The sequence below is a fragment of the Streptococcus suis genome (assembly GCF_019856455.1).
Classification (GTDB): Bacteria; Bacillota; Bacilli; order Lactobacillales; family Streptococcaceae; genus Streptococcus; species Streptococcus suis_AE.
This window is the reverse complement of the sequence record NZ_CP082205.1, coordinates 2,485,668-2,508,878: the sequence shown is the minus strand read 5'-3', so window position 1 is coordinate 2,508,878 and position 23,211 is coordinate 2,485,668. Positions and strand designations below refer to the sequence as shown.

The 23,211-nt window shown below is 43.0% G+C and carries 21 protein-coding genes; 11 read left to right on the top strand and 10 right to left on the bottom strand.

Going from position 1 to position 23,211, the window contains the following annotated elements; all coding sequences use genetic code 11:
* The first annotated feature begins 45 nt into the window (after positions 1–45).
* The 5 genes from K6969_RS12060 to nrdI all read left to right on the top strand — a co-directional run bounded on the left by K6969_RS12060 (position 46) and on the right by nrdI (position 4,719).
* Positions 46–957 carry an aldo/keto reductase gene (locus K6969_RS12060; protein WP_171942789.1) on the top strand — a complete coding sequence of 304 codons (912 nt, stop codon included), beginning with the start codon at positions 46–48 and terminating at the stop codon, positions 955–957.
* A 9-nt stretch (positions 958–966) separates the two neighbouring features.
* The gene (locus K6969_RS12055; protein WP_171942790.1) at positions 967–1,419 is read left to right on the top strand and encodes a GNAT family N-acetyltransferase; all 453 of its coding nucleotides are present in this window, start codon (positions 967–969) and stop codon (positions 1,417–1,419) included.
* 94 nt (positions 1,420–1,513) lie between these two features.
* A complete protein-coding gene (aspS, locus tag K6969_RS12050) occupies positions 1,514–3,265 on the top strand; it encodes an aspartate--tRNA ligase (RefSeq protein ID WP_321537424.1) in 1,752 nt (583 codons plus the stop codon).
* On the top strand, positions 3,252–4,190 hold the full coding sequence (locus tag K6969_RS12045) for a YitT family protein (protein WP_414820582.1): 939 nt from the start codon (positions 3,252–3,254) through the stop codon (positions 4,188–4,190). Before aspS ends, K6969_RS12045 begins: the two co-directional genes overlap by 14 nt.
* A gap of 76 nt (positions 4,191–4,266) precedes the next feature.
* Entirely contained in the window at positions 4,267–4,719 is a 453-nt protein-coding gene (nrdI, locus tag K6969_RS12040) for a class Ib ribonucleoside-diphosphate reductase assembly flavoprotein NrdI (RefSeq protein WP_171942793.1), read from the top strand.
* Between the two features lie 151 nt (positions 4,720–4,870).
* Here the strand turns inward: nrdI and pulA are convergent, their stop codons facing one another.
* From pulA to K6969_RS12010, 6 genes are all read right to left on the bottom strand, one after another.
* On the bottom strand, positions 4,871–6,922 hold the full coding sequence (gene pulA / locus K6969_RS12035; RefSeq protein WP_171942794.1) for a type I pullulanase: 2,052 nt from the start codon (positions 6,920–6,922) through the stop codon (positions 4,871–4,873).
* 23 nt (positions 6,923–6,945) lie between these two features.
* A complete protein-coding gene (locus K6969_RS12030) occupies positions 6,946–7,929 on the bottom strand; it encodes a LacI family DNA-binding transcriptional regulator (protein ID WP_002936122.1) in 984 nt (327 codons plus the stop codon).
* 9 nt (positions 7,930–7,938) lie between these two features.
* Positions 7,939–8,649: a hypothetical protein gene (locus K6969_RS12025; RefSeq protein WP_253911809.1), complete on the bottom strand. Its 711-nt coding sequence runs from the start codon at positions 8,647–8,649 to the stop codon at positions 7,939–7,941.
* A 131-nt stretch (positions 8,650–8,780) separates the two neighbouring features.
* Complete coding sequence (locus tag K6969_RS12020; RefSeq protein ID WP_002941891.1) at positions 8,781–9,623, bottom strand: sugar ABC transporter permease; 843 nt, start codon at positions 9,621–9,623, stop codon at positions 8,781–8,783.
* 1 nt (position 9,624) lies between these two features.
* Positions 9,625–10,920 (bottom strand): sugar ABC transporter permease, encoded by a 1,296-nt coding sequence (locus tag K6969_RS12015; RefSeq protein WP_029173760.1) that lies wholly within the window; start codon positions 10,918–10,920, stop codon positions 9,625–9,627.
* A 106-nt stretch (positions 10,921–11,026) separates the two neighbouring features.
* Positions 11,027–12,286, bottom strand: a complete 1,260-nt coding sequence (locus K6969_RS12010) for an extracellular solute-binding protein (RefSeq protein WP_171942796.1) — start codon at positions 12,284–12,286, stop codon at positions 11,027–11,029.
* A gap of 301 nt (positions 12,287–12,587) precedes the next feature.
* On the opposite strand from K6969_RS12010, the gene malQ reads away from it, so the two are divergent.
* Positions 12,588–14,108, top strand: coding sequence for a 4-alpha-glucanotransferase (gene malQ / locus K6969_RS12005; RefSeq protein ID WP_171942797.1), 1,521 nt, complete (start codon positions 12,588–12,590; stop codon positions 14,106–14,108).
* Positions 14,109–14,145: 37 nt separating this feature from the next.
* On the opposite strand, the gene K6969_RS12000 is transcribed toward malQ, so the two are convergent.
* Positions 14,146–14,328, bottom strand: coding sequence for a hypothetical protein (locus tag K6969_RS12000; protein ID WP_044667445.1), 183 nt, complete (start codon positions 14,326–14,328; stop codon positions 14,146–14,148).
* 111 nt (positions 14,329–14,439) lie between these two features.
* Here K6969_RS12000 and K6969_RS11995 point away from each other — a divergent pair, with 111 nt between their 5' ends.
* Positions 14,440–14,964, top strand: coding sequence for a hypothetical protein (locus K6969_RS11995; protein WP_171942798.1), 525 nt, complete (start codon positions 14,440–14,442; stop codon positions 14,962–14,964).
* A gap of 49 nt (positions 14,965–15,013) precedes the next feature.
* Here K6969_RS11995 and K6969_RS12415 read toward each other — a convergent pair whose 3' ends face one another.
* On the bottom strand, positions 15,014–16,315 hold the full coding sequence (locus K6969_RS12415; protein WP_153992078.1) for an SH3 domain-containing protein: 1,302 nt from the start codon (positions 16,313–16,315) through the stop codon (positions 15,014–15,016).
* 179 nt (positions 16,316–16,494) lie between these two features.
* Positions 16,495–18,183, bottom strand: a complete 1,689-nt coding sequence (gene argS / locus K6969_RS11980) for an arginine--tRNA ligase (RefSeq protein WP_321537423.1) — start codon at positions 18,181–18,183, stop codon at positions 16,495–16,497.
* A 106-nt stretch (positions 18,184–18,289) separates the two neighbouring features.
* Between argS and argR the strand changes: the two genes are divergently transcribed.
* From argR to K6969_RS11965, 3 genes are all read left to right on the top strand, one after another.
* Positions 18,290–18,730, top strand: a complete 441-nt coding sequence (gene argR / locus K6969_RS11975; RefSeq protein ID WP_032512697.1) for an arginine repressor — start codon at positions 18,290–18,292, stop codon at positions 18,728–18,730.
* A 14-nt stretch (positions 18,731–18,744) separates the two neighbouring features.
* Complete coding sequence (mutS, locus tag K6969_RS11970; protein WP_029988907.1) at positions 18,745–21,285, top strand: DNA mismatch repair protein MutS; 2,541 nt, start codon at positions 18,745–18,747, stop codon at positions 21,283–21,285.
* Positions 21,286–21,427: 142 nt separating this feature from the next.
* Entirely contained in the window at positions 21,428–21,820 is a 393-nt protein-coding gene (locus K6969_RS11965) for a hypothetical protein (RefSeq protein ID WP_029173752.1), read from the top strand.
* Between the two features lie 126 nt (positions 21,821–21,946).
* Here K6969_RS11965 and K6969_RS11960 read toward each other — a convergent pair whose 3' ends face one another.
* On the bottom strand, positions 21,947–22,384 hold the full coding sequence (locus tag K6969_RS11960) for a MarR family winged helix-turn-helix transcriptional regulator (RefSeq protein ID WP_029173751.1): 438 nt from the start codon (positions 22,382–22,384) through the stop codon (positions 21,947–21,949).
* Positions 22,385–22,518: 134 nt separating this feature from the next.
* On the opposite strand from K6969_RS11960, the gene K6969_RS11955 reads away from it, so the two are divergent.
* Positions 22,519–23,199, top strand: a complete 681-nt coding sequence (locus K6969_RS11955) for a type 1 glutamine amidotransferase domain-containing protein (protein WP_029173750.1) — start codon at positions 22,519–22,521, stop codon at positions 23,197–23,199.
* The last annotated feature ends 12 nt before the right edge of the window (positions 23,200–23,211 follow it).

Here is a 23,211-nt window from a genome sequence, read left to right as displayed (position 1 = left end):
TGTTATAATAAGAAATATGAAAAGCGTTTACAAGGGAGAAGATAAATGCAAAGATTAGGACAAACAGGATTAGAAGTTTCACGAATTGGTCTAGGCTGTATGCGAATGGCTAGTTTGAGCGAGCAGGAAACTGCTAAAGTGTTAGATACAGTTGTTGGACAGGGAATTAACTTTTTTGATCATGCGGATATTTATGGTGGTGGTGAGTCAGAAATCCGTTTTGCTCAGGGGGCAAAATTGGCGGGATTGAAACGTGAGGACCTGCTTCTCCAATCAAAATGTGGCATTCGTAAAGGTTATTTTGATTTCTCAAAAGAGTATATTTTGGAATCTGTGGATGGGATTTTGAAGCGCTTGGATACGGAATATTTAGACGTTCTCGCCTTACACCGTCCGGATGCTCTAATGGAGGCAGAGGAAGTGGCAGAAGCCTTTTATCTCTTGAAAAAAGCAGGGAGGGTTCATCATTTTGGCGTCAGCAACCAAAACATTTACCAAATGGAGTTATTACAGTCCTATCTCGATCAACCGCTTGCAGTTAATCAATTGCAGCTCTCTCCAGCCCACACGCCTTTGATTGATGCTGGACTACATGTCAATATGAAAGATGATGCTGCGACTATGTGTGATGGTGGACTGATTGATTATTGCCAGCTTAAAAAAATCACTATCCAAGCCTGGTCTCCTTTCTTGATTGATTTGCAACGAGGTATTTTTGCCAACCATCCAGATTATGCTCTTTTAAATCAAACTATTGGGGAAATAGCAGAGCGATACAATGTTTCACATGAAACAATTGTCGTAGCTTGGATTTTGCGTCATCCAGCAAAGATTCAAACGATTGTGGGTTCTATGAACCCAGAACGCTTGACAAAGATTGCTCAAGCGAGCCAGATTACCTTAACGAGACCAGAATGGTATGAGATTTACAGAAGTGCAGGGAACATTTTGCCCTAGGAGGAATGTATGACGTGGGAAATAAAAACATTTGAACAACTTAGTTTACAAGAACTTTACACCATCTTGACACTTCGGACAGATGTGTTTGTCGTGGAACAAGCCTGTCCCTATCCAGAAATAGATGGAAAAGACCCAAGTTGTCTTCATCTTTTAGGAACAGACAATGGGGAGTTAGTGGCTTATTTGAGAATATTGCCGACTGGTCTAAGTTATGATGAAGTTTCCATCGGTCGTGTGGTCATCAAGCCAAGCCATCGTGGTAAAGGATTGGGTCGGCCAATGATGGAGCAAGCTATCGCTTACATAACAACCGAGTGGAAGGAAAGTCAGATTAAAATCGGTGCCCAAGCCTATTTGGAAAAATTCTATCAATCGCTTGGCTTTAAGCCAGTTTCTGAAGTATATTTGGAGGATGATATCCCACATTTGGATATGTTATACCGTAAACCAGTCAACTAGGGCTGGTTTTTCGATTTTTCTCGGCAATTTCCCCCAAAAATCAGCCATTTTATGGTAGAATGAATAAGTATAAAATCAGTAAAAGAGGAAGAAAATGAAACGTTCTATGTACGCTGGACGTGTTCGTAAGGAACATGTCGGACAGGAAATTACTTTGAAAGGTTGGGTTGGCCGCCGTCGTGACTTGGGTGGCCTGATTTTCATTGACTTGCGTGACCGTGAAGGCATTATGCAATTGGTGATTAACCCTGAGTCAGTTGAAGCTGAAGTGATGGCAAAAGCGGAGAGTCTTCGTTCCGAGTTTGTTATCGAAGTAACAGGAACGGTTGTGGAGCGTGAGCAAGCTAATGACAACCTCCCAACAGGAGTTGTTGAACTGCAAGTAACCAGCTTGACAGTACTTAATACAGCTAAGACAACACCTTTTGAAATCAAGGATGGCATTGAAGCCAGCGATGACACTCGTCTTCGTTACCGTTATTTGGATCTTCGTCGTCCAGAAATGCTTAACAACTTCAAATTGCGTGCGGCTGTAACCCACAGCATTCGCAACTACTTGGATGACTTGGAATTTATAGATGTGGAAACACCAATGTTGACCAAGTCAACGCCAGAAGGTGCGCGTGATTACTTGGTGCCATCTCGTGTGTCAAAAGGTCACTTCTATGCCCTTCCACAAAGTCCACAGATTACTAAGCAGCTTTTAATGAATGCTGGTTTCGACCGTTATTACCAAATCGTTAAGTGTTTCCGTGATGAAGATTTGCGTGGTGACCGCCAACCTGAGTTTACACAGGTTGACTTGGAAACCTCATTCTTGAATGAGGTTGAAATCCAAGACATCGTAGAAGGCTTGATTGCTAAGGTCTTGAAAGATACCAAAGGAATCGATGTGACCTTGCCATTCCCTCGTATGGCCTACGACCATGCTATGAACTTCTATGGTTCAGACAAGCCAGATACTCGTTTTGACATGCTCTTGCAAGACTTGACAGATACTGTCAAGGAAGTTGACTTCAAAGTCTTCTCAGAAGCACCAGTTGTCAAAGCCATTGTTGTCAAGGGTGCGGCGGATAGCTACTCACGTAAAGATATTGATAAATTAACAGAATACGCTAAACAATTTGGTGCTAAGGGACTTGCTTGGGTCAAAGTTGACCAGGGAGAACTAGCTGGCCCAGTTGCCAAGTTCTTGACAGACATTACAGCAAACTTGACAGCAAGTTTACAACTTGAAGACAAGGACTTGGTTCTCTTTGTGGCAGATGAATTGGAAGTTGCCAACAATACCCTGGGTGCCTTGCGTAATCGCTTGGCAAAAGAGCAAGGTTTGATTGACGAAAGTAAGTTCAACTTCCTCTGGATTGTGGATTGGCCAATGTTTGAGTGGTCTGAAGAAGAAGGTCGCTATACGAGTGCCCACCACCCATTCACCTTGCCGACGGAAGAAACAGCTCATCATTTGGATGGTGATTTGGCGCAGGTGCGTGCAGTTGCCTATGACATTGTTCTAAACGGTTATGAGCTCGGTGGCGGTAGCCTTCGTATCAACCAAAAAGACATGCAGGAACGGATGTTCAAGGCGCTTGGCTTCTCTGCTGAAGATGCGCATGAGCAGTTTGGTTTCTTGCTAGAAGCTATGGACTACGGCTTCCCACCACATGGTGGATTGGCTATCGGTTTGGACCGCTTTGTCATGTTATTGGCTGGTGAGGATAACATTCGTGAAGTTATCGCCTTTCCGAAGAATAACAAGGCATCTGATCCGATGACACAGGCACCAAGTACGGTTGTATCAGCACAATTAGAGGAATTAGCTTTAAACATTACACTTGAAAATGAATAAATTTTTCAGAAAACAGCGTGTACGCTTGATAAGAATGGCCAGAAAGAATAAGTTTTGGTCGGTCATTTTGGGAATTTCTCGGGAAAAATATGCTGAACGGATATCGGGGTCCATTATTTATGGGCTCCTATCTAGTATTGCAGTCAATTTTTTCTTTCGACCAGGGAATGTCTATTCGTCTGGAGTTACTGGTCTTGCACAGATTGTTTCTGCTCTGGCAGCTTCTTACGCTGGTTGGAATGTACCGATTGCGGTGGTCTACTATGGCCTGAACATTCCCTTGCTTATCTTAGCTTGGTATAAAATTGGTTATAAATTTACTATCTTTACCTTTATTACGGTATCCTTCAGTTCTTTCTTTATCCAATTTATGCCGCCAGTTACCCTGACGACGGATCCGTTAGTCAATGCTATTTTCGGTGGTCTCATGCTGGGAACTGGGATTGGCTTTGCGCTTAGGAACAATGTATCCAGTGGTGGTACTGATATTGTCTCTATTATTATTCGCAAGAAGACGGGACGTCAAGTTGGAGCCATTTCCTTGATTGTCAACATCCTGATTATGTTGATTGCAGGGATGACCTTTGGCTGGCAATATGCCCTGTATTCAATGGTTGCGCTGTTTATCTCCAGCCGCATGACAGATGCAATCTATGTCAAGCAAAAGCGGATGCAGGCTATGATTATTACCAATCAACCAGAACGAGTTATCAAAAAAATCCATAAGAAGCTCAATCGCGGTGTGACCATTATCAACGGTGCTGAGGGTGCTTATAACCATGAGCAAAAAACGGTACTGATTACTATTATCACGCGTGCGGAGTTTAGTGAATTTAAGCAAATTATGAAAAAAGCAGATCCTCAAGCCTTTGTATCGGTAGCTGACAACGTCAATATTATTGGTCGGTTTGTGGAAAGTGACTGATTGACAAACACTACATGTAGGAGTAAAATAGTATTTACAGTCTACATGTAGTGTTTTTATTATAAAGAGGAAATGTATGAAGAAGAAAATATATTTGGTTTATATCAGTTTGAGTGGCAATACAGAGAGTTTTGTGAAACATCTAAAGTCCTTTTTCCAATTTCAAACTGACTGGGAGATTGAGCTAGTTCATGTCAAAGATTTGGTCAAGCAAGATATTCCTTTCTATCAGCTAGATGCACCCTTTGTCGCCTTTTTGCCAACCTACTTAGAAGGTGGAAATGGAGTGGACAACGGAGATGTGGAAATTCTGACCAATCCTCTCGGAGATTTTATCGCTTTGGGGACCAATGCAGAGCTCTGTCTGGGTGTTGTTGGCTCAGGTAACCGCAATTTTAACAACCAATATTGTCTGACTGCCAAGCAATATGCTGAGCGATTTGATTTTCCTGTTATAGACACCTTTGAACTCAGAGGAATGCAGAATGACATTGAACGCATTGGTCGGAAGATAATGGGATTGATGTAAAGAGCCTCAACTCAGCTTTATGCTGGGTTGTTTTTTGGTCACACAAAAAAACTCACCAGAGTGACCAGTGAGTTTTAAGGAGATTATGAAAAATATTTAGGATTGACTATAGTATACCTCAGACTATATCGTGTTTCATCGGTCTAAAGTCTTATTTGTCTTCTAAAATGCAAATACTCTGTCCTGCAATCGTGATTTCTTGCTGATCACGCTCTTCGACTGGAGGATAGTTGTAGAGAACTACCTTATCTTTTTCACGTTCATAGGTAAAGTCGCTATCCGCAAAGTTGATGATAAATTGAACGGTCTTTTCTTCACTTGTTACTTGATAGCGAAGAACATATTCAGTTAACCAGTAGAAATCACAAGTTTCTTGAATACTTTCGTAGTTATCCTGGCTGAGTATTGGATTATTTTTGCGGAAGGTAATTAATTCCTGAATGAACTCGATATGTTCCCTATAACGAATAGCTCGTGTCCACTCCAGACGGTTGATACGGTCAGGGACATTGTAAGTATTATCTATTTCATCTTTTGTACGGAAAAATTCCTGTCCGCTGTGAATGAAGGCCATACCCTGAGAGATTAAGATGAGCTGGAGACCAAAACTTGCAGCACGTTTCTGCTGTTGAGGTGTCCAGTTTGGATTCTCAATATGGAAATAGTCAAATGCTGTAGCATTATCATGGCATTCGATGTAGTTGAGGGACTGTTGAGGCGTTAAGAAATGGCTTAATCGGCTACCAGTCAGGAGATGTTGTACCTTTTCGTGCAATTGCTTATCTACTAGACGGTTTGGATTGAGCAAGAGTTTCTTAAAGGTATCACGGTAATCGTCATTGAAGAAACTGATTTCAGGTAACTGCTCTGCATTGTACTGGTGAGCCAGCTTTTCAAATTCGAGGCCTGTTGCCATTTTCCATCCTTCACCATAGAGGTAGACATTTGGGTGAATGGCAGATAATTCAGTTTGAATCTGGTTGATTGTTTCGCTATCTAAAATACCCATAAGGTCGAAACGGAAGCCATCAAAACCATAGAGTTCTAGCCATTGGCGAAGGGATTGTTTGATGTAGTTGCGGACCATACTGCGCTCGCTGGCAACATCGTTACCGCAGAATGTCCCGTCTGTTCGCATGCCGTGGTCATCATAGCGATAGAAGTAGCCTGGAACGATGAGCTCAAATGCGTACTTTTCAGCATGATAGACGTGGTTGTAAACAACGTCCATAATAACTGAAATATCTGCATCATGGTAGGCCTGGATAGCTTCTTGTAGCTCTAGAATACGTGCGTAAGGATCGTTTGGTTGGCTAGAATAGGAACCTTCTGGCAGATTGTATTGCATAGGGTCGTAGCCCCAGTTGTAAACAGCTTGGGGTTTATTTTCATCCACACTACCAAAATCATAAACAGGCAATAATTGAATATGGGTAACGCCTAGTTCTCTGATGTAATCCATTCCTAGCTTCATTCCATCCATGGTAGGAGACTCTGTCAAGCCAAGAAATTGACTGCGATGCTTGAAACCAGCTTCTTTTTGCCATGAGAAATCTCGGACGCTCATTTCATAGAGAATGGCCTGAGAGATAGGTCGTTGGGTCTTAGCGCGACGAGTTTTATGAAGTTTATCTGGATTGATAACGTAGCTGTCACCTGAGTTGGCTGTGGAAGACAGGGCGTAGGGATCGTGAACGGAAATCCATTCACCGTTTACTTTGTGGAGATAGTGATAGCTGTGCGCTTCTAGGTCTCCTCCAACAGTAATTTCCCAAACTCCTTTTGCTCCCTTAGTCATTGCATGTGGGTTTCCTTCTAGAACAAGAAAAACTTGCTTAGAAATAGGTGCCCATAACTTAAAGGTTGTTGCCTCTGGTCGATAGGTTGCTCCCAAGTCTTGGCCATTGTATGTATAACTTTGTTCAAAAAGTGTAGAGCGAACGATATGACCATAGCCGAGTTCAGCTTTATTACGGTCCTGGTCGTAGATGGTATAGTCCTTATCCAATGTCAATGCATGGAGGCTGGTTAGATAATAGATAACGAGATTGTCTACTTCTAGACAGGAATGGATAGAAAGTTGAGACGTAGCATCATTTGATTCGAGTGAGAAGCTCATATGTTCGGAGTCGAATCGTTTTTCCATGACCAAGCGAATAGTTGCTACATCATCAAGGAATGCTTGGAATTGTCGTAATGCCATGAGCCAAAAGGCTCCTTTCTAAGTTAGAGTTCGGTGATGGTATGTGGAATGACACGTCGGTAGCAGACTTGCTTGTCTTCCTTGTTGTCATTGATGATTTGGTGCAGAGTATTGAATGCGACGCGTCCTAGCTTAATAGCGTGGACGTCAACGTAGGCTTCAATATCTAGTTTTGGCTTGACGGAGTCAAAAGAAATGATAGGAAGTTTGACTCCGACTTCGTTGAGATATTTGACAACACCTTCGGCAACGGAAGTGTCGGTTGTGACGATTGCATCCAGGTCTTGTTTGAGTAATTTCTTAGAAATTTTATAGGCACTGTCTTCGAGAAGGAAGCCAGACACAAACTTGACCTTGTTTTCATCCAGGGGAATATTGTGCGATTTAAGGGCGTTCTTGTAACCAGTATAACGGTCTTGAGATACGACTAACTCTTTGTTACCAGCGACGAAGGCAATGTTTTTGTAACCTTTATTGATGAAGTAGTTGGTAGCTTCAAAGCCGGCCTGGATATTATCATTATCAACTAGTGATATGAATGGAGAATCCGCCTTACCAAGAATGAGGAAGGGGAATTTGTGTTGGATAGCTAATTGTACCAATGGATCGTCGGGCTTGGAATAGAGGAAGATGAGGCCGTCCACTCGTTTGCCGTAGACCATCTGAGAAATCGCTTCTAGACGTTGTTCTTCATTCTTTCCTGTGGAGATTTGGATGGCATAATTATGATCTGCCGCAACTTGAGAAATTCCTCGTAAGGCAGTAGGGAAGAAGGGGTTTTGATAGAAAACATCCGAGTCATCTGGCAAAACCAGTCCGATAACCTGTGTATAGCTAGAAACTAGGCTTCGAGCGTTGAGGTTTGGATGGTAGTTGAGGTCCGCCATAGCCTTTCTAACTAGGTCTTTTGTTTTTTGACTAATAGCAGAGCTGTTTTGAATGACGCGGGTAACGGTAGATGGCGAGACACCAGCTAATTTAGCCACATCTTTGATGGTTGCACGCATATAGACCTCCTAGATTTCATCTCTGAATTTTGTTTTGAAAAATACCCATGACAAGCATAGCACAAATAGGATATTTTGTATGGTCAGAAGGGTAGTCACAGGTTGACCAAATAGTCCAATTAGACAGGCTATAAGAGTAGGCAGGTCCAGACAGTTGAGAGCAAAATTATAGCACTCTGCAAACGTTTCAAAATGGAAGAAACGAGACTTTTTAGTCAAAAAGAGGAAGAAGCTGGCTCCTAGTAGGATGAAGAGTAGGTTTGTTATTAAAATAAAGGTCGAAATAAGAGTGATGGACAGTCCGACAGCTGCTCGGTTGGCTTGATACCATTTTTTAGAGATGGTTGCAGTCAAGGTCTCCTTACTAGCAAAATCGTCAGTATTCAAACCTTCATAAGTCAATTCGCTTAGAATATCACTTCCTTTACGAATAGTCAGAGACTGATTGGTGAATTGATAAGTAAAGTCAGAACTAGAGCTAACGGTATCACCAAATGTCACTTGCTCCCAGTTAGTATTTCCAGTATAGGTTAGGTGGTTGTTTTCAATGACTGCATGTTGACGGAGGTCATCTACGACCTGATCTGTCAGAGGTGCATAGATACCTTCTACGAAATTTTCTAAAGGATAAGTTTCGAGATTGACAGTCTGTAGGGAGCTCGGAATGAGCAAGAGCGCCACTAAAAAAAGCGTTGTAAACAACCGTTGCCAAAGGTTCATTAGTCTACGATTGGCAAACATATTTCTTGGAGAGAAGATACTAGAAAAATAGGAAAAAGGATATGGGAGCATTCGTTGGACCTTTCATAAATATCAATGTTTTCCCTAAAAAGGGAAAAGGTGGGACAGGGTTATCCCTTGTCGCCACCGCTTGTTAAACCAGATACAAAGTTCTTTTGTAGGAAGAAGAATAGGATACTGATAGGGAGGGCAATAAGAATGGCACCTGCCGCAAAGTAGGCAATCTTCATATTCTTCACATCACTGATGAAGGTTTGAAGGCCGACAGCTACAGTATAGAATTCTTTTTCACGAAGCAAGAATTTGGATAGGATGTAATCTCCAAAAGGTCCCATAAAGGCCCAGAGCGCTTGTACAGCAATCATTGGACGAACGAGTGGGAGGACGATTTGCCAGAAACGTCTGAAGTGACCGGCACCGTCTAGTTTTGCAGATTCATCAAGTGAGATTGGCACCGTATCGAAGTAGCCTTTCATGAGCCAAGCGTTCATTGGGATACCACCACCGACATAAAGGAAGATGAGGAACCAGCTTTGGTTGAGCGCATTGAGCATGAGGGCCATAACGAAGAAGGCGGTAAGAGCAGCCATGGTTGGTACCATTTGGATAATCAAGAAGAAGACCAAACTCTGCTTACGAGCGATGAAGTTATAGCGACTATAAGCGTAACCCGCTAGTACCACTATACTTGTTTGAATAACCATTGTCAAGAGAGCAATGATAAGCGTATTGAGGTACCAGGTTCCGTATAGAGTCTCGCTAAAGAGCTTACTGAAATTATCTAGTGTAAAGTTGATATTGCTATCCAATTTGAAGGCAACCACGTTACCAGACTTGAAGGCGGACATGATTGTAATCAAGAGAGGATAGATGATGATAACAGACAGAACAATCAGATAGAGATAGGTTAAGGTCTGATTGAGTATGCGTCTAGTTTTTACAGATACTTTCATCTTATACATCCTCCATTTCAAAAGCATTTAGTTTTTTGAAGGCAATCATGGAAATACTGATGACAATCATTGAGATAATCAATGTAACTGCTGCCGCCATTGAGTATTGAGGTGATGTACCTGTGGTTAATTTATAAATCCATGAAATCAAGATGTCAGTTGAACCTGCTCCACCACCGACGCTACCAGGACCACCATTGTTGAAGAGGTAGATGATAGAGAAGTTGTTGAAGTTGAAGGTGTATTGACTGATTAGTGTTGGAGCTGCTACTGCTAAAATCATCGGAAGGGTGATGTTACGGAATTTTTGAATGGCACTTGCACCATCAATGTAAGCAGCTTCATACAAGTCGTTTGGAATGGATTGCAAAATACCTAAGGTCAAAACATAGATATAAGGGAAACCAAGCCAAGCCTGCATCATAATGAGAGCAACTTTAGTCCAGAACGGGTCGGTCTTCCAAGGGATAAGGAAATTATCGATGAATGGTAGGAATTTGCTCAGGAATGGCAATACCTGTGTGTTAATAGCGCCGACACTATCGTTGAACATGTTACTAAAAGTCAAGATAGTTACGAAGGCAGGAACAGCCCATGGGAGCAAGAAGATAACACCGAAGATGCGTTTTCCTTTGATGAATGGCTGATTTGCGATGATGGCTGTTAAGATACCGATAACAATTTGAGCTGTTGAAGCGCAGAGTGCCCAGATAATTGTCCAGCCAAGTACTGAGCCAAATGCTGTACGGAATGTGCTTAGTTTCCAGATGTTTGTAAAGTTAGTAATACCAATCCAATCCAACAAGGCACCTGGTGGCAGGTGTTTGAAGTCGTAGTTTGTAAAGGCGATAAACAATGTAACGACAACTGGGAAGATGATAGCAAAGGTCATCGCAATATATGATGGGATAATCAAGAGATATGGGAAACCATTCTCATAGATACCTTTTACCATTTCTTTTAATGTGGTAGCCACTGACATCCCTGAATTCCATCGTTTCGCGGTATCACGTGCATCTTTTAGGTTGAGTGCATAGAAAGCGAGATAGACAACCGTGATAATCAAATGGAAAGAACCGCGAATCAGCATGAATAGTGAATTATCTTGTCCACGAACACTACCGAGGGTAATCAAGTTGCCTAATTCACCAGCTGCAATTGCAATAAAATAAACAAGGAAGGCAAGGGTAACACCCAAAAAGATGTATCCTTTGGCTTTTTGTTTATTGTAGATTTGTCCGAGACCAGGGATCAGGGACAAAAGGAGTGCCTTACCTGGATTTTGTTTCATAGTCATAGTCTCCTTATATAGTTTCTGAATAGATGGTCGATTTTATCTATTCAGTTTATCGTTAAGTAATAAAGTAGACTGGGAGGAACTCCCAGTCCAACTTTAAACTTGACTAGTTGCTGTGTTTTTGAGCAATTTCGTCTGCAATAGCTTTCACAGCGTCTGTTGCAGCAGTTTTAGCGTCTTTTGCACCACTTGCAGCTTCGAAGAGCATGTTACCAGCTGGTGTCCAAACTGAACCCATTTCTGAGATGTTTGGCATTGGTTGAGCTGAAGCGAACTGGTTGATAACTGCAGTTGTCAATTCGTCGTTTTTGCTTACAGCATATTCACGAGCCTCAGTGTTAGCTGGAACTTCGTTTGTAGCGTCGTAAAGTGCTTTTTGTTGGTCTGTAGCAGTCAAGAAGTCAACAAATTTTTGAGCCATTTCTTGGTTTTTAGCGCCTGTAGGAACAACCCACGCTTTACCACCACCGAATGCTGAGTAGTTTTTACCGTTTACAAGAGTTGGGATTGTTGCTACACCATAGTTTACGCCAGCTTCTTTATATGAAGCTGCTTTCCAAGGTCCTTCGATAATAGCAGCTGCTTTACCATCTGTAAATTGAGTGTTAATCAAGTTGTTTGCAGCAGTACCGTCTTGAAGACCTTGAGGCCATTTTTCATACCAAGTTTTAGCGTATTCAATCGCTTTGATGGCACCTTCATTAGCAAGTCCGATGTCTTTTGGATCAGTACCGTTTTCGCCAAATACGTAGCCACCGTAACCAGCTAGAAGTCCGTAAGTGTAGTAGAAGTTTGTCCAGTCAGCAAGGAAGGCAGTTGTTTTACCAGCTTCTCCTTCGAAGGCGTATTTGCTATCTTTAGCAAGTGTTTCAAGTTCTGCAAATGTCTTAGGAGCTTCAGTCAACAAGTCTTTGTTGTAGTAAAGAACAAGTGTTTCGATAACTGCTGGTGAACCGTAAACTTTACCACCGTTTGTTACAAGAGCAGTTGTTGTGTCATCTGCTTTGCTATCATCTGCAAGTGTCAATTCAGATAATTGACCTTCAGAACCAAGGCTACCTACACGGTCGTATGGTGCCATCATAACGTCTGGAGCTGAACCAGATTGGTTGTCCAATGACAAGTTATCCAAACCAGTCAAAGCATCACCAGTTTTAACTGTAACAGTCACACCATTTTCATTTTCGAAGTCAGCTTTGACGTCGTTGATATAAGATTCATAACCTTGGTCAACGTAGACAGTCAATTCTTTGCTACCTTCAGCAGACTTAGATGCCTCTGTTGATGAACCTGAGTTTGAGCAAGCAGCTAAAACAGCAGTTGATGCAGCAAGAAGAGCAACGCTCTTAAGGAGATTGTGTTTCATTTTCTTCCCTCCGAAGATAAATAGTTTTGTGTGACGTCCGCATAGCGCAAACGTTTTCCTAAGTTGACTTCATTATACACCAGATTGAATCCGTTTGCAAGCGTTTTTATAAAAAAATTTAAAATTTTTTTTGAGTTTTAAAAAACATAAGAATTTTTTTGTATATATTAATGAAGAGAAATATGAAATGGTATAGGAACGAACAGAATTAAAGGAAAATCCCTTGATTTGTTACCGTTTTCAGTATATAATGAAAAGAGAAAACGTTTGCGTCTTGTAAGCGGATTAGATAGGAGAGCTTATGAAAGTAAGACAGAGTGGAGTGCTGATGCACATTTCATCATTACCAGGAAAATATGGAATTGGTTCCATGGGACAATCGGCCTACGAATTTGTTGATTTTTTGGTAAGAACTAAGCAGCGCTATTGGCAAATCTTACCTTTGGGAACAACCAGTTATGGAGATTCTCCTTACCAGTCATTTTCAGCTTTTGCAGGGAATACTCATTTTATCGACTTTGATTTTCTGATTGAAAAGGGTTGGTTGACCGAGGAAGATGTAGCTGGGATTGACTTTGGCGACAAGGATACAGAAGTGGATTATGCCAAGGTTTTTTATGGTCGACGTCCTGTCTTGGAAAAGGCTGTGAAAGCGATAAAGGCAGAGGGGGTGCCAGAGGATTACTGGTCTTTTGCTGAGGAAAATGGCTTTTGGTTGCACACGTTTGCAGAGTACATGGCCATTAAAGAGCATTTTGATAATAAGCCCTGGATTGATTGGGAGGATCAAGGAGCTCGCTTACGTTACCACGATACCTTGGAATATTATCGTCACTTGTTGGCAGATCGAATCGATTATCACCGCATTACACAATATTTATTCTTTTCACAATGGAAGGCTTTAAAGGCTTATGCCAATGCCAAAGGTGTTGAGTTTGTTGGGGATATGCCGATTTATATCGCGGCTGATTCTGCCGATATGTGGGCTAATCCACATTTCTTTAAAACGGATGAAGAAGGCAAGCCGAGTGTGGTTGCAGGCTGCCCACCAGATGCCTTTTCGGAAATTGGTCAGCTTTGGGGCAATCCGATTTATGATTGGGAATCGATGAAGCATGACGGATTTACTTGGTGGGTTGCTCGTTTACGTGAATCCTTTAAGATATACGATATGGTACGTATCGACCACTTTATCGGCTTTGCCTCTTTCTGGGAAATTCCAGCAGGGGAAGAAACAGCTGTAAATGGCTATCGTGTCGAAGCACCAGGTTTCGAACTCTTTGAAACCATCAAGTACCACTTGGGTGACTTGAATATTATCGCGGAAGATTTGGGAACTGTGACAGATAAGGTCATTCAATTGCGTGAAAGGACTGGTTTCCCAGGCATGAAAGTCTTGCAATTTGCCTTTGATCCAGAAGGAGACAGCATTGAAATGCCGCATAACCATCCTGATAATGTGGTGGCATATACGGGAACCCATGACAATGATACGATTCTTGGCTGGTACGAAAATGAAACAACGAAAGAATCGCGTGCATTCTTAGATAAGTACAGCAATCGTCGTGAGGGCGAAACGGTCAGTCATGCTCTTTTCCGCCTGCTCTTTGGTTCACCTGCCTTTATGGCGGTGGCTACTATGCAGGACCTACTTGGTTTGGATGGTTCGGCTCGCATGAACTTGCCAAATACGCTTGGTGGTAACTGGACTTGGAGAATGACGGCGGATCAATTGACACCAGAGATTGAAGCGGAATTGCTAGACCTTACAGAAACTTATCGTCGGGTTAATGTGCATTTGGTTGATAAAAAGTCAGAATAAAATGAACTCCTCTAAGTATAACTTAGAGGAGCCTTTGTTATCTCTGTTTACGGACATAGAGCCAGTAGCGAATCCAGTAGTAGCTGGTGTAGAGTAGGCAGGCTACGATAGTCCAAATGAAAAATGTATTCAGCACTTTAGCAAGACTTGGCAATAACCAGTTAATCAGTAGCGTAACTACAAAAATAATCACTCCGATATAGGTGGGTAATTTCTTCATGAGTTTTCCTCCTTTGAATTTAGTATAACAAAATTATATTTGTAGTCAAATGAAATATATGATTGACAATACAAAAATATGAGTATAAAATATAGAAAAAAGGAGGCTATTATGAAAAGACCGATTCATTTGTATATTTTTGTTGTACTGTCATCTATTGCGAGCGTATTGCGTGGCTTTAATATATTTTTTGCGAAGTACGATGAGGCGGTTATGCGTCAATTGTTGCAGAATTTTAATGTTGAGGGGATTGATGAGGCATATTTTACCTACATGAGAGAGTCTATCAATTTCCAGACGAATCTTGTCAATAAGGCATTTGCAGTTGTGTTATTACTTGCTGTGATTGCGACGATTGTGCTGCTTTTCCTCAAGAAAAATGAGCAGGCTTCTTATACCTACCTGGGTTATCTTTTTGTAACTCTCCTATTTTCGACCTACGCTTTTATTGGTGAGAAAGGGTTGGGGCAAATTTATACGGTTTCAGTTATGCGTCAGTCAGTAGAGGCGCAGGCAATGATGAATTATATTATTCGAGTTGTCCTATTTGCCATCTATTTTGGGGTAACTATTTTCTTCCATCTGCGTAAGCCAAAAGAGAAACCAAGTACAGCTATCAATTCTACTGATATTTAATCATCTAAAAAACTGCATGGTGCATAGTGAACCTGCAGTTTCTTTTGTTTTATGGGATGGCGATGTAGCGACGGGCTCCTGAATAGCTGATATAGCTGATCCACTGGCGTCCTTCGGATGTGACAACTCGGTCATAGCGGACAGAAGAACCAGCACCGTAGTAGGTGATTTCACTGGCGGACTGACTAGGGCTATTGCGGACAATGGCTTTGCTCTTGAAATAATAGGTACCCGATGCTGGTAAATTACTGTTTGTTTGATTGGTTTGTTGAGATATTGCTGTTAGTTGAGTTGTAGTTCCAGTAATGAATTCGAGTTGGTTTGAGGAATCTGTGTAATAGACATGGATGTGGTAGAGTCCTCGGTCATTTTTATGTTTACTTGCTTGAACGTTTACCTTGTAGCTGCCATCGCTTTGTCGCTGAGCAGGATACCAGATGATATCATCTTGCCCATTATTATCTGACCAAATTGGAATAGATACTGATTTGATAGTCTTGGGAGATTTTACATTGGTGACGATAACTTCAAAACTACCCTCTGCTTGATTGATATTTGTAATGTGGATTGTTCCTTGAGGTTTTGTAGGAGTTGATACAATTGGCTGCTGTGGTGCAGGGGAGGACTGTACCTGTTTGATAGGAATGTAGCGTCTTTGTCCACTGTAGCTGAGGTAGCTAATCCACTGGTAGCCGTCAGCTGTTAGAACCTGGTCGTAGCGTACGCTCTCACCAGCATAATAGTAATCCAAGGTTGTGCTAGATTGTTTGGCTTCATTTTTAATTGGTGCTTGCTGGGTAAAGGTATAGGTACCACTGTTTGCTAAGCCAGATGTGTGCGTCTGAGTAGGTGCAGGACTGGTCTGACTGACAGGAGAGCCAGCTAGGTCCTTGAAGTGAATATAGCCACTGACAGAGTTCTTATGGATCAGACGGCGATTGTAGGTGTATCGAGTACCGTAGTTGTATTCTTCGATTTCGACCATGTCACCTTGGATGCTAGATACCCAGGCAACGTGCATAGGGGAGGTCCACCAAGCTACTGATCCCACGGCAGGGCTCATATCCACGCGATACCCTTCACGCTGCGCTCGGTATCCCCAGACATCCGCATTACCGTAAGCTGGTGGGATTTCAAAACCGTTGACTTTACTGAGGCGAAAGGCTACAAAAGAAGTACATTGACGGGTGTAGAGTCTCCATGGATCGACTGCATCAACTGCTGTGTAGGGATAGTCATCTCCTCTTGCATTGGCTGAGGCTGAAGGTGGGGATTGTAAATTGATACCGACAATAAAAATGGCGGCTAGAAGCTGACAGGCGATTCCTTTTCTTCTCAAGAATGTTTTCATTATTTCTCCTTGTGTAGTAGATGTAGAGGTATCACGTGTACCTCCCATCTATATATTCGTAATTGAAATGAATCTTTTTGATTTTCATTTGTGATAAGGAGTTGTTGTGATAAGGAATCGGCAACGAGAGTAGGCAATGTGGTAGAAAAAAAGCCTCGGCTGATGGCCGAAGGCTTTGATTACATTTTTTCTGGTGCTTTTACGCCGAGAAGACGTAGAGCTTCTTTGAGGACAAGTCCTGTTGCGTAGGCAAGTGCTAGACGGCTGTCACGCTCTGGGCTTTCATCCAAGATACGAGTGTGTGCGTAGTACTTGTTGAAGGCTTGAGCTAGGTTGATAGCGTATTTGGCGATAAGTGATGGGTCAAATTTGTCACCAGCACGTTCTACAACGTTTGAGAAGTTTTGGATGTGCTTGATGATGTCCCAGCTTTCTGCATCAGCCAGTTTGTAGTCATTTTCTGCGTTTGGTACAAAGTTGGCTTTGCGTAAGATAGACTGGATGCGGGCGTATGCGTATTGTACATAAGGACCTGTTTCGCCTTCGAAGGAAACCATAGCTTCTAGGTCGAAGTCGTAGCCGTTGTCACGGTCGGTTTTGAGGTCGTAGAACTTAACAGCGCCGACACCGACTGCGTGCGCCACTTCTTCCTTGTTTTCAAGGTCAGGGTTTTTAGCTTCGATTTGAGTAAGGGCGCGTGAAATAGCTTCATCTAGAGTTGGCTCAAGTAGGATGATATTTCCTTTACGAGTGGATAGCTTTTTCTTGTCCTTGGTAACCAGACCGAAGGTAACATGGGTCATATCGTCGCTCCAGTCGAAATCCATTTCTTTCAAGACAGCCTTTAGTTGTTTGAAGTGGTTGATTTGCTCCTGACCAACGACATAGATGCTTTTCACAAAGTCGTAAGTGCGTTTGCGGTACATAGCTGTTGCCATGTCACGTGTGATGTAAAGTGTTGCCTCGTCTGTTTTCATGATGAGGGCTGGTGGCAGATTGTAGCTCTCAAGGTCAACGATTCTCGCGCCTTTAGATTCTTGAAGAAGTCCTTTTTCTTCTAAGATTTGGATACCTTCGTCCATCTTATCGTTGTAGAAGGCTTCGCCATTATAGCTGTCGAAAGTTACATCGAGTTTGTCGTAAATGCGGTTGAATTCGACCAAGCTTTCATCACGGAACCATTGCCATAGCTCGTGTGCTTCTGGATCGCCATCTTCCAATTTTTTGAACCATTGACGTGCTTCGTCGTCCAACTCAGGCTTCTCTTCCGCCTCAGCATTGATACGCACATAGAGTTTGAGGAGTTCTGAAATTGGGTCTGCTTCGACCGCAGCCTTGTCACCCCAAAGTTTGTAGGCAACAATCAACATACCAAATTGTTTACCCCAGTCACCCAAGTGGTTGATGCGGATTGGCTTGTAGCCTAGCTTTTCGTGGATGTTAGCAAGGGCATCACCGATAACGGTTGAGCGCAAATGTCCAACTGAGAATGGTTTAGCAATGTTTGGGCTAGACATGTCGATGGTTACATTGCGTCCTTGACCAATGTTGAGTTTACCGTATTGGTCTTTTTCAGTAATAACATCTGTCAAGACTTGGTGGGAAATCGCAGCCTTGTCCAGGAAGAAGTTGACGTAAGGACCGGTAGCTACAACCTTCTCAAAGCCAGTTGTATCGTGTTTTTCAACGATGTCCGCTGCGATAGCCTGTGGAGCCTTGCGTTCCACTTTAGCAAGTGAGAAGGCTGGGAAGGCAATATCGCCCATTTCTGATGATTTTGGTTTTTCTAGCAGATTGTAGATAGCTTCCACTTCCAAACTCGGAAGGATGGCAGCCAATCTTTCTGCAATCACTTGTTTTTGATTCATATAGGATTTCCTCCAAAGTTATTGATTCTATTTTAACACATTTCTAGGCTAATAGCGGGGAAAAGTGTTATAATATTTCTATAAATATACATTTTGAGGTAAAATGATGAATAAAGCAGGACGACATGATTTAATAAAGTCCATGATTCGTCAAGAAAAAATAGGGCGACAAACGGATATTCAGCAAGGTTTAGAGGCTCGAGGGGTAGTGGTAACCCAGACAACCTTGTCTCGTGATTTACGTGAGTTGGGAGTGATAAAAATTCATGAGAATGGGCAATCATTTTATTCCTTAGCTATTGAAGAAGAGCGCGTGAATTTTATCCAATTATTGGCACAATATGCGTATAAAGTAGATAGGGCTAGTTTTATTCTGGTCCTTCATTCAGAACTGGGAGAAGCGGCCTTGATGGCCAATATCATTGATGCAGAAAAGCCAGAGACTATTTTGGGAACGCTGGCGGGAGCTAATACACTTTTAGTTATTTGTCGAGATGATGTAGCGGCTCAGCAAGTTGAAGCGGAGATTAACTACTATTTGAATTAGAACAAGGAGAGATGATGGCAACAGAAAAAATTTCTCCGGGAATGCAGCAGTATCTGGATATAAAAGCAAACTATCCAGATGCTTTTTTGCTTTTCCGTATGGGAGACTTTTATGAATTATTTTATGAAGATGCGGTAGAAGCGGCACAGATTTTGGAATTGTCCTTGACCAGTCGTAATAAGAATGCGGAAAATCCGATTCCTATGGCGGGGGTACCGTATCACGCGGCACAACAGTATATCGACACACTTGTTGAACTGGGGCATAAGGTCGCTATAGCTGAGCAGATGGAAGATCCTAAGCAGGCAGTCGGCGTGGTCAAGCGGGAAGTGGTGCAGGTCATCACGCCTGGTACGGTAACAGACTCGTCCAAAATGGGAGCAGACAGTAACTATTTGGTTGCGATTGACCGTCAGGGAGTGCAGTTCGCACTTTCTTATATGGATGTGTCAACAGGTCAGTTTTTTGTGACTAGTTTGGATGATTTTACTAGTCTTTGCGGTGAAATCCGCAATTTACGAGCACGTGAATTGGTCATCGGCTATGCTTTATCTGAGGAAGAAGAGCAGGTCTTTTCTAATCAGATGAACCTCCTGCTCTCTTTTGAGGATGAGGTGACGGAAGACGTCCAGCTGATTGACAATTCGCTGACAGACTTGGAAAAGGCTGCGGCAGGTAAACTCCTCAGCTACCTACATCGGACTCAGATGCGAGATCTGAGCCACTTGCAAAAGGTGGTCCATTATGAAATCAAGGACTATCTGCAAATGGACTATGCAACCAAGTCCAGTCTGGATCTGCTTGAAAACGGTCGGACAGGCAAGAAGCATGGTAGTTTGTACTGGTTGTTAGACGAAACCAAGACAGCCATGGGTATGCGACTATTGCGGACATGGATTGATCGTCCATTGATTGACCTTAAGCGGATTGAGAATCGTCAGGCTGTCGTACAGGTCTTTCTGGATTACTTCTTTGAACGGAGTGACTTGGTCGAGGCTTTAAAAGGTGTCTATGACATCGAACGTTTGGCCAGCCGAGTGTCTTTTGGAAAAACCATGCCCAAGGATCTCTTGCAGCTCTCCCAGACTTTGGGAAATATCCCAGCAATCAAGAATATCTTGCAACAAATCAATGAGCCTGCTCTAGGCAATCTGGTGGCTGGATTGGACCCAATCCCAGAACTGCACGCTCTCATCAGCTCTGCTATTGACCCAGAAGCCCAAGGGGCTATTACAGACGGGAACATCATCCGCACGGGCTTTGATGAAACCTTGGACCAGTACCGTCTGGTTATGCGTGAGGGGGCGGGCTGGATTGCGGAGGTTGAGGCCAAGGAGCGTGAAGCGTCTGGTATCAACAATCTTAAGATTGATTACAACAAAAAAGACGGCTATTATTTCCATGTGACCAATTCCAATCTGGGCAATGTGCCTAGTCATTTTTTCCGTAAGGCGACCTTGAAAAACTCGGAGCGCTATGGAACGGAAGAGTTGGCTAAGATCGAAGGGCAGATGTTGGAGGCGCGTGATAAGTCGTCTAACTTGGAGTACGAGATTTTCATGCGGATTCGCCAAGAGGTTGAGAAGTATATCGGTCGCTTGCAGAAGTTGGCTCGGACCATTGCGACCATCGATGTTTTGCAGGCCTTTGCAGTTGTGGCGGAGCAGCAACATTTGGTTTGTCCACGCTTTACAGATCAAAGAGAACTGACCATTAACCGTGGTCGTCATGCGGTGGTGGAGAAGGTCATGGGCAAGCAGACCTACATTCCCAACTCTATTCACTTGAATACCGATACGCATATGCAACTGATTACTGGTCCAAACATGAGTGGTAAGTCTACCTATATGCGGCAGTTGGCAGTTATCGTCATCATGGCGCAGATGGGTTCCTATGTGCCTGCGGATCAGGCTGAATTACCGATTTTCGATGCTATCTTCACCCGTATCGGTGCGGCAGATGATCTAGTCAGCGGTCAATCGACCTTCATGGTGGAGATGATGGAGGCCAACAAGGCAGTCCGCTTGGCGACAGACCAGTCCCTAATTCTCTTTGATGAGCTGGGTCGGGGAACAGCCACTTACGACGGCATGGCTCTGGCCCAGTCTATCATCGAGTATATCCACGACAAGATTGGAGCCAAGACCCTCTTTGCCACCCACTACCATGAGTTGACAGACCTTAGCCAGACCTTGGAACACTTAGAGAATGTCCATGTGTCGACCTTGGAGAAGGACGGTCAAGTCACCTTCCTCCACAAGATTGCACAAGGCCCAGCTGACAAGTCCTACGGGATTCATGTGGCTAAGATTGCGGGAATGCCAGAGGAGCTATTGCAGCGGGCGGATAGGATTTTGCAGACGCTTGAAAACCAAGCCCCTACTGCACCAGCAAAACCAGCTCCATCAGTGGTGGCAGAACCGTCTGGTCAAATCGACCTCTTTGCAGACACACCTTCTCACCCAGTCCTCAAAGAATTAGAAAAACTGGACATCTACAATATGACCCCAATGGAAGTCATGATGGCAGTGGCGGAGTTGAAGAAAAAAATATAAGACAATGAAAGTCAGGACAAACGTTCTGGCTTTTTTGAGCAAAGAACGAACGTTTGAATCCTTTTTTGTAAAAATCTTGTTTTTTTGATGTGCATAGCTATACTGATGAAAGAAAAAAGTAAAGAATGGGAGATGACAGGCTATGCAAAATCATCAGGACGTGCGTGCGAAACTGTTTCAATTGGAACAATTGGTTTTGGATATATATGCTGAACTAGAAAGACAAAATCCGCAATTTGCCCCGATTAGCTGGTATGTGTATCATCTGGGTTTGGACGATGAACAGGCTAGCGAACTCATGCAGTATTTTCTCTTTCAACAGGATAAGTCTCTTGAGGAACTAACGGCTTGGTTGGAAGAGTGGGTTGCGACCAATCGTTACCCTTATCCTCGTGATTTTATTGAGAAGATGGCTCATCGCTACTATGAAGAAGTCACACGGGCAGTTGACAGGTCGGATGCAAGTCTGTCCTTAGAAGATTTGGAGCAGTTGAAGGCAAGCGGAGCCTTCGATGGGCTAGATGAGTTTGAATAGTAAAGCACCAGAGGTTTTCGTTTCCTCACATAAAAAAAGTTGATATAAAAGACTAAGTCAGGACAACTGTTCTGGCTTTTTTTGCAACAAAAAATCCTGCTTCCATGGAGAAAAGCAGGGGATATATTAGTCCAAATAGTTCTGTAAACTCTCGATGAGTTCCTGATTGTACTTGACGTACGATTGTTTTTTTTCTATAGTCAGGCCATCGAGTTGGCGAAAGCAGGAAAGTAGCTTATCTTCAAGACTGGTTTGGAGCATTTGACCGTCTTCGGTGAGCTGGATAAGGAGTTGTCGTTTGTCTCCCAGAGGAATGCTTCGCTGGATGTAGCCCTTTGCCTCGAGTCGCTTGAGAAGTGGCGTCAAGGTGTTGCTGGCCAAATCTAGCTTTTCACCGAGTTCCTTGAGTGTCAGTGGAGCTTTTTCCCAGAGGACAACAAGCACGAGGTACTGGGTATAGGTCAAGTCAAATTCCTTGAGATTTTTCAGATAAAATTGATTAAAGAGTTTGTTGACTTGGTAGAAGGAATAGCAGAGCTGCTTTGAGTAATGATAGTCGGACATGGTTTCTCGCTTTCTAATCGTGCACGATAAAAATATCTTATCAAAATTCTTTTACCTTGACAAATCAAATGAATAGGGATAGACTAGACACATAACAAAAAAACAATCGCGCGCGATTAAAAATAGGAGGAAGCATGAAAAAAGCACTGATTGTCCTAACCAATACAGAACAATATGGTGAGCATGAACGGTTGACAGGCTTGTGGATCAGTGAGCTGACCCACTTTTATGATGAGTTGGTCAAAGCGGGTTATGAAGCGGATTTTGTCAGCCCAAAAGGTGGCTACGTACCCCTAGACCCACATAGTTTGACCATGATGGATGATGTGGACCGCACTTACTATAAAAACGCTGATTTTCGCAATCGTGCCCTCGGTCAGACGCTACGACCAGAAGAGGTTAAGGCGACGGACTACGAGTTGATTTACTATACAGGTGGTCATGGAGTTATGTGGGATTTTCCAGAGTCTGTGGAAATAGCAGAGCTGGCAAGCCAGATTTACCAAAACGGAGGTCTCGTCACAGCAGTTTGTCATGGTGTAGCAGGGCTCTTACCAATCAAAGATGAGGCTGGTCAACCCTTGATTGCAGGAAAAATTGTCACAGGCTTTACCAATCAAGAAGAGGAGTTAAACGGCACCATAACCTTGGTACCATTTTTAACGGAGACAGCCCTTCGTGAAAAAGGGGCTAAGGTTGAAATTGGGACAGCCTTTACACCAGTTGTTCGTCAGGATGATCGCATCTTGACAGGTCAAAATCCCCAATCTGCTCGTACCCTAGGCCAAACAGTTGTTTCTATGTTGACAAATTAAGGAGGAAGAACG

Excerpts from the sequence above, each read along its gene's own strand:
- pulA (WP_171942794.1), bottom strand. The coding sequence starts at position 6,922 with ATGGCATTACGACAATTCCAAGCATTCCTTGATGATGTAGCAACTATT.
- K6969_RS12020 (WP_002941891.1), bottom strand. The coding sequence starts at position 9,623 with ATGAAAGTATCTGTAAAAACTAGACGCATACTCAATCAGACCTTAACC.
- argR (WP_032512697.1), top strand. The coding sequence starts at position 18,290 with ATGAATAAAGCAGGACGACATGATTTAATAAAGTCCATGATTCGTCAA.
- K6969_RS12060 (WP_171942789.1), top strand. The coding sequence starts at position 46 with ATGCAAAGATTAGGACAAACAGGATTAGAAGTTTCACGAATTGGTCTA.
- aspS (WP_321537424.1), top strand. The coding sequence starts at position 1,514 with ATGAAACGTTCTATGTACGCTGGACGTGTTCGTAAGGAACATGTCGGA.
- K6969_RS12030 (WP_002936122.1), bottom strand. The coding sequence starts at position 7,929 with ATGCGTGCAACCATCAAAGATGTGGCTAAATTAGCTGGTGTCTCGCCA.
- K6969_RS12015 (WP_029173760.1), bottom strand. The coding sequence starts at position 10,920 with ATGACTATGAAACAAAATCCAGGTAAGGCACTCCTTTTGTCCCTGATC.
- K6969_RS12025 (WP_253911809.1), bottom strand. The coding sequence starts at position 8,649 with ATGAACCTTTGGCAACGGTTGTTTACAACGCTTTTTTTAGTGGCGCTC.
- K6969_RS12055 (WP_171942790.1), top strand. The coding sequence starts at position 967 with ATGACGTGGGAAATAAAAACATTTGAACAACTTAGTTTACAAGAACTT.
- K6969_RS11965 (WP_029173752.1), top strand. The coding sequence starts at position 21,428 with ATGCAAAATCATCAGGACGTGCGTGCGAAACTGTTTCAATTGGAACAA.
- mutS (WP_029988907.1), top strand. The coding sequence starts at position 18,745 with ATGGCAACAGAAAAAATTTCTCCGGGAATGCAGCAGTATCTGGATATA.
- K6969_RS11960 (WP_029173751.1), bottom strand. The coding sequence starts at position 22,384 with ATGTCCGACTATCATTACTCAAAGCAGCTCTGCTATTCCTTCTACCAA.
- K6969_RS12000 (WP_044667445.1), bottom strand. The coding sequence starts at position 14,328 with ATGAAGAAATTACCCACCTATATCGGAGTGATTATTTTTGTAGTTACG.
- K6969_RS11995 (WP_171942798.1), top strand. The coding sequence starts at position 14,440 with ATGAAAAGACCGATTCATTTGTATATTTTTGTTGTACTGTCATCTATT.
- malQ (WP_171942797.1), top strand. The coding sequence starts at position 12,588 with ATGAAAGTAAGACAGAGTGGAGTGCTGATGCACATTTCATCATTACCA.
- nrdI (WP_171942793.1), top strand. The coding sequence starts at position 4,267 with ATGAAGAAGAAAATATATTTGGTTTATATCAGTTTGAGTGGCAATACA.
- K6969_RS12010 (WP_171942796.1), bottom strand. The coding sequence starts at position 12,286 with ATGAAACACAATCTCCTTAAGAGCGTTGCTCTTCTTGCTGCATCAACT.
- K6969_RS12415 (WP_153992078.1), bottom strand. The coding sequence starts at position 16,315 with ATGAAAACATTCTTGAGAAGAAAAGGAATCGCCTGTCAGCTTCTAGCC.
- argS (WP_321537423.1), bottom strand. The coding sequence starts at position 18,183 with ATGAATCAAAAACAAGTGATTGCAGAAAGATTGGCTGCCATCCTTCCG.
- K6969_RS11955 (WP_029173750.1), top strand. The coding sequence starts at position 22,519 with ATGAAAAAAGCACTGATTGTCCTAACCAATACAGAACAATATGGTGAG.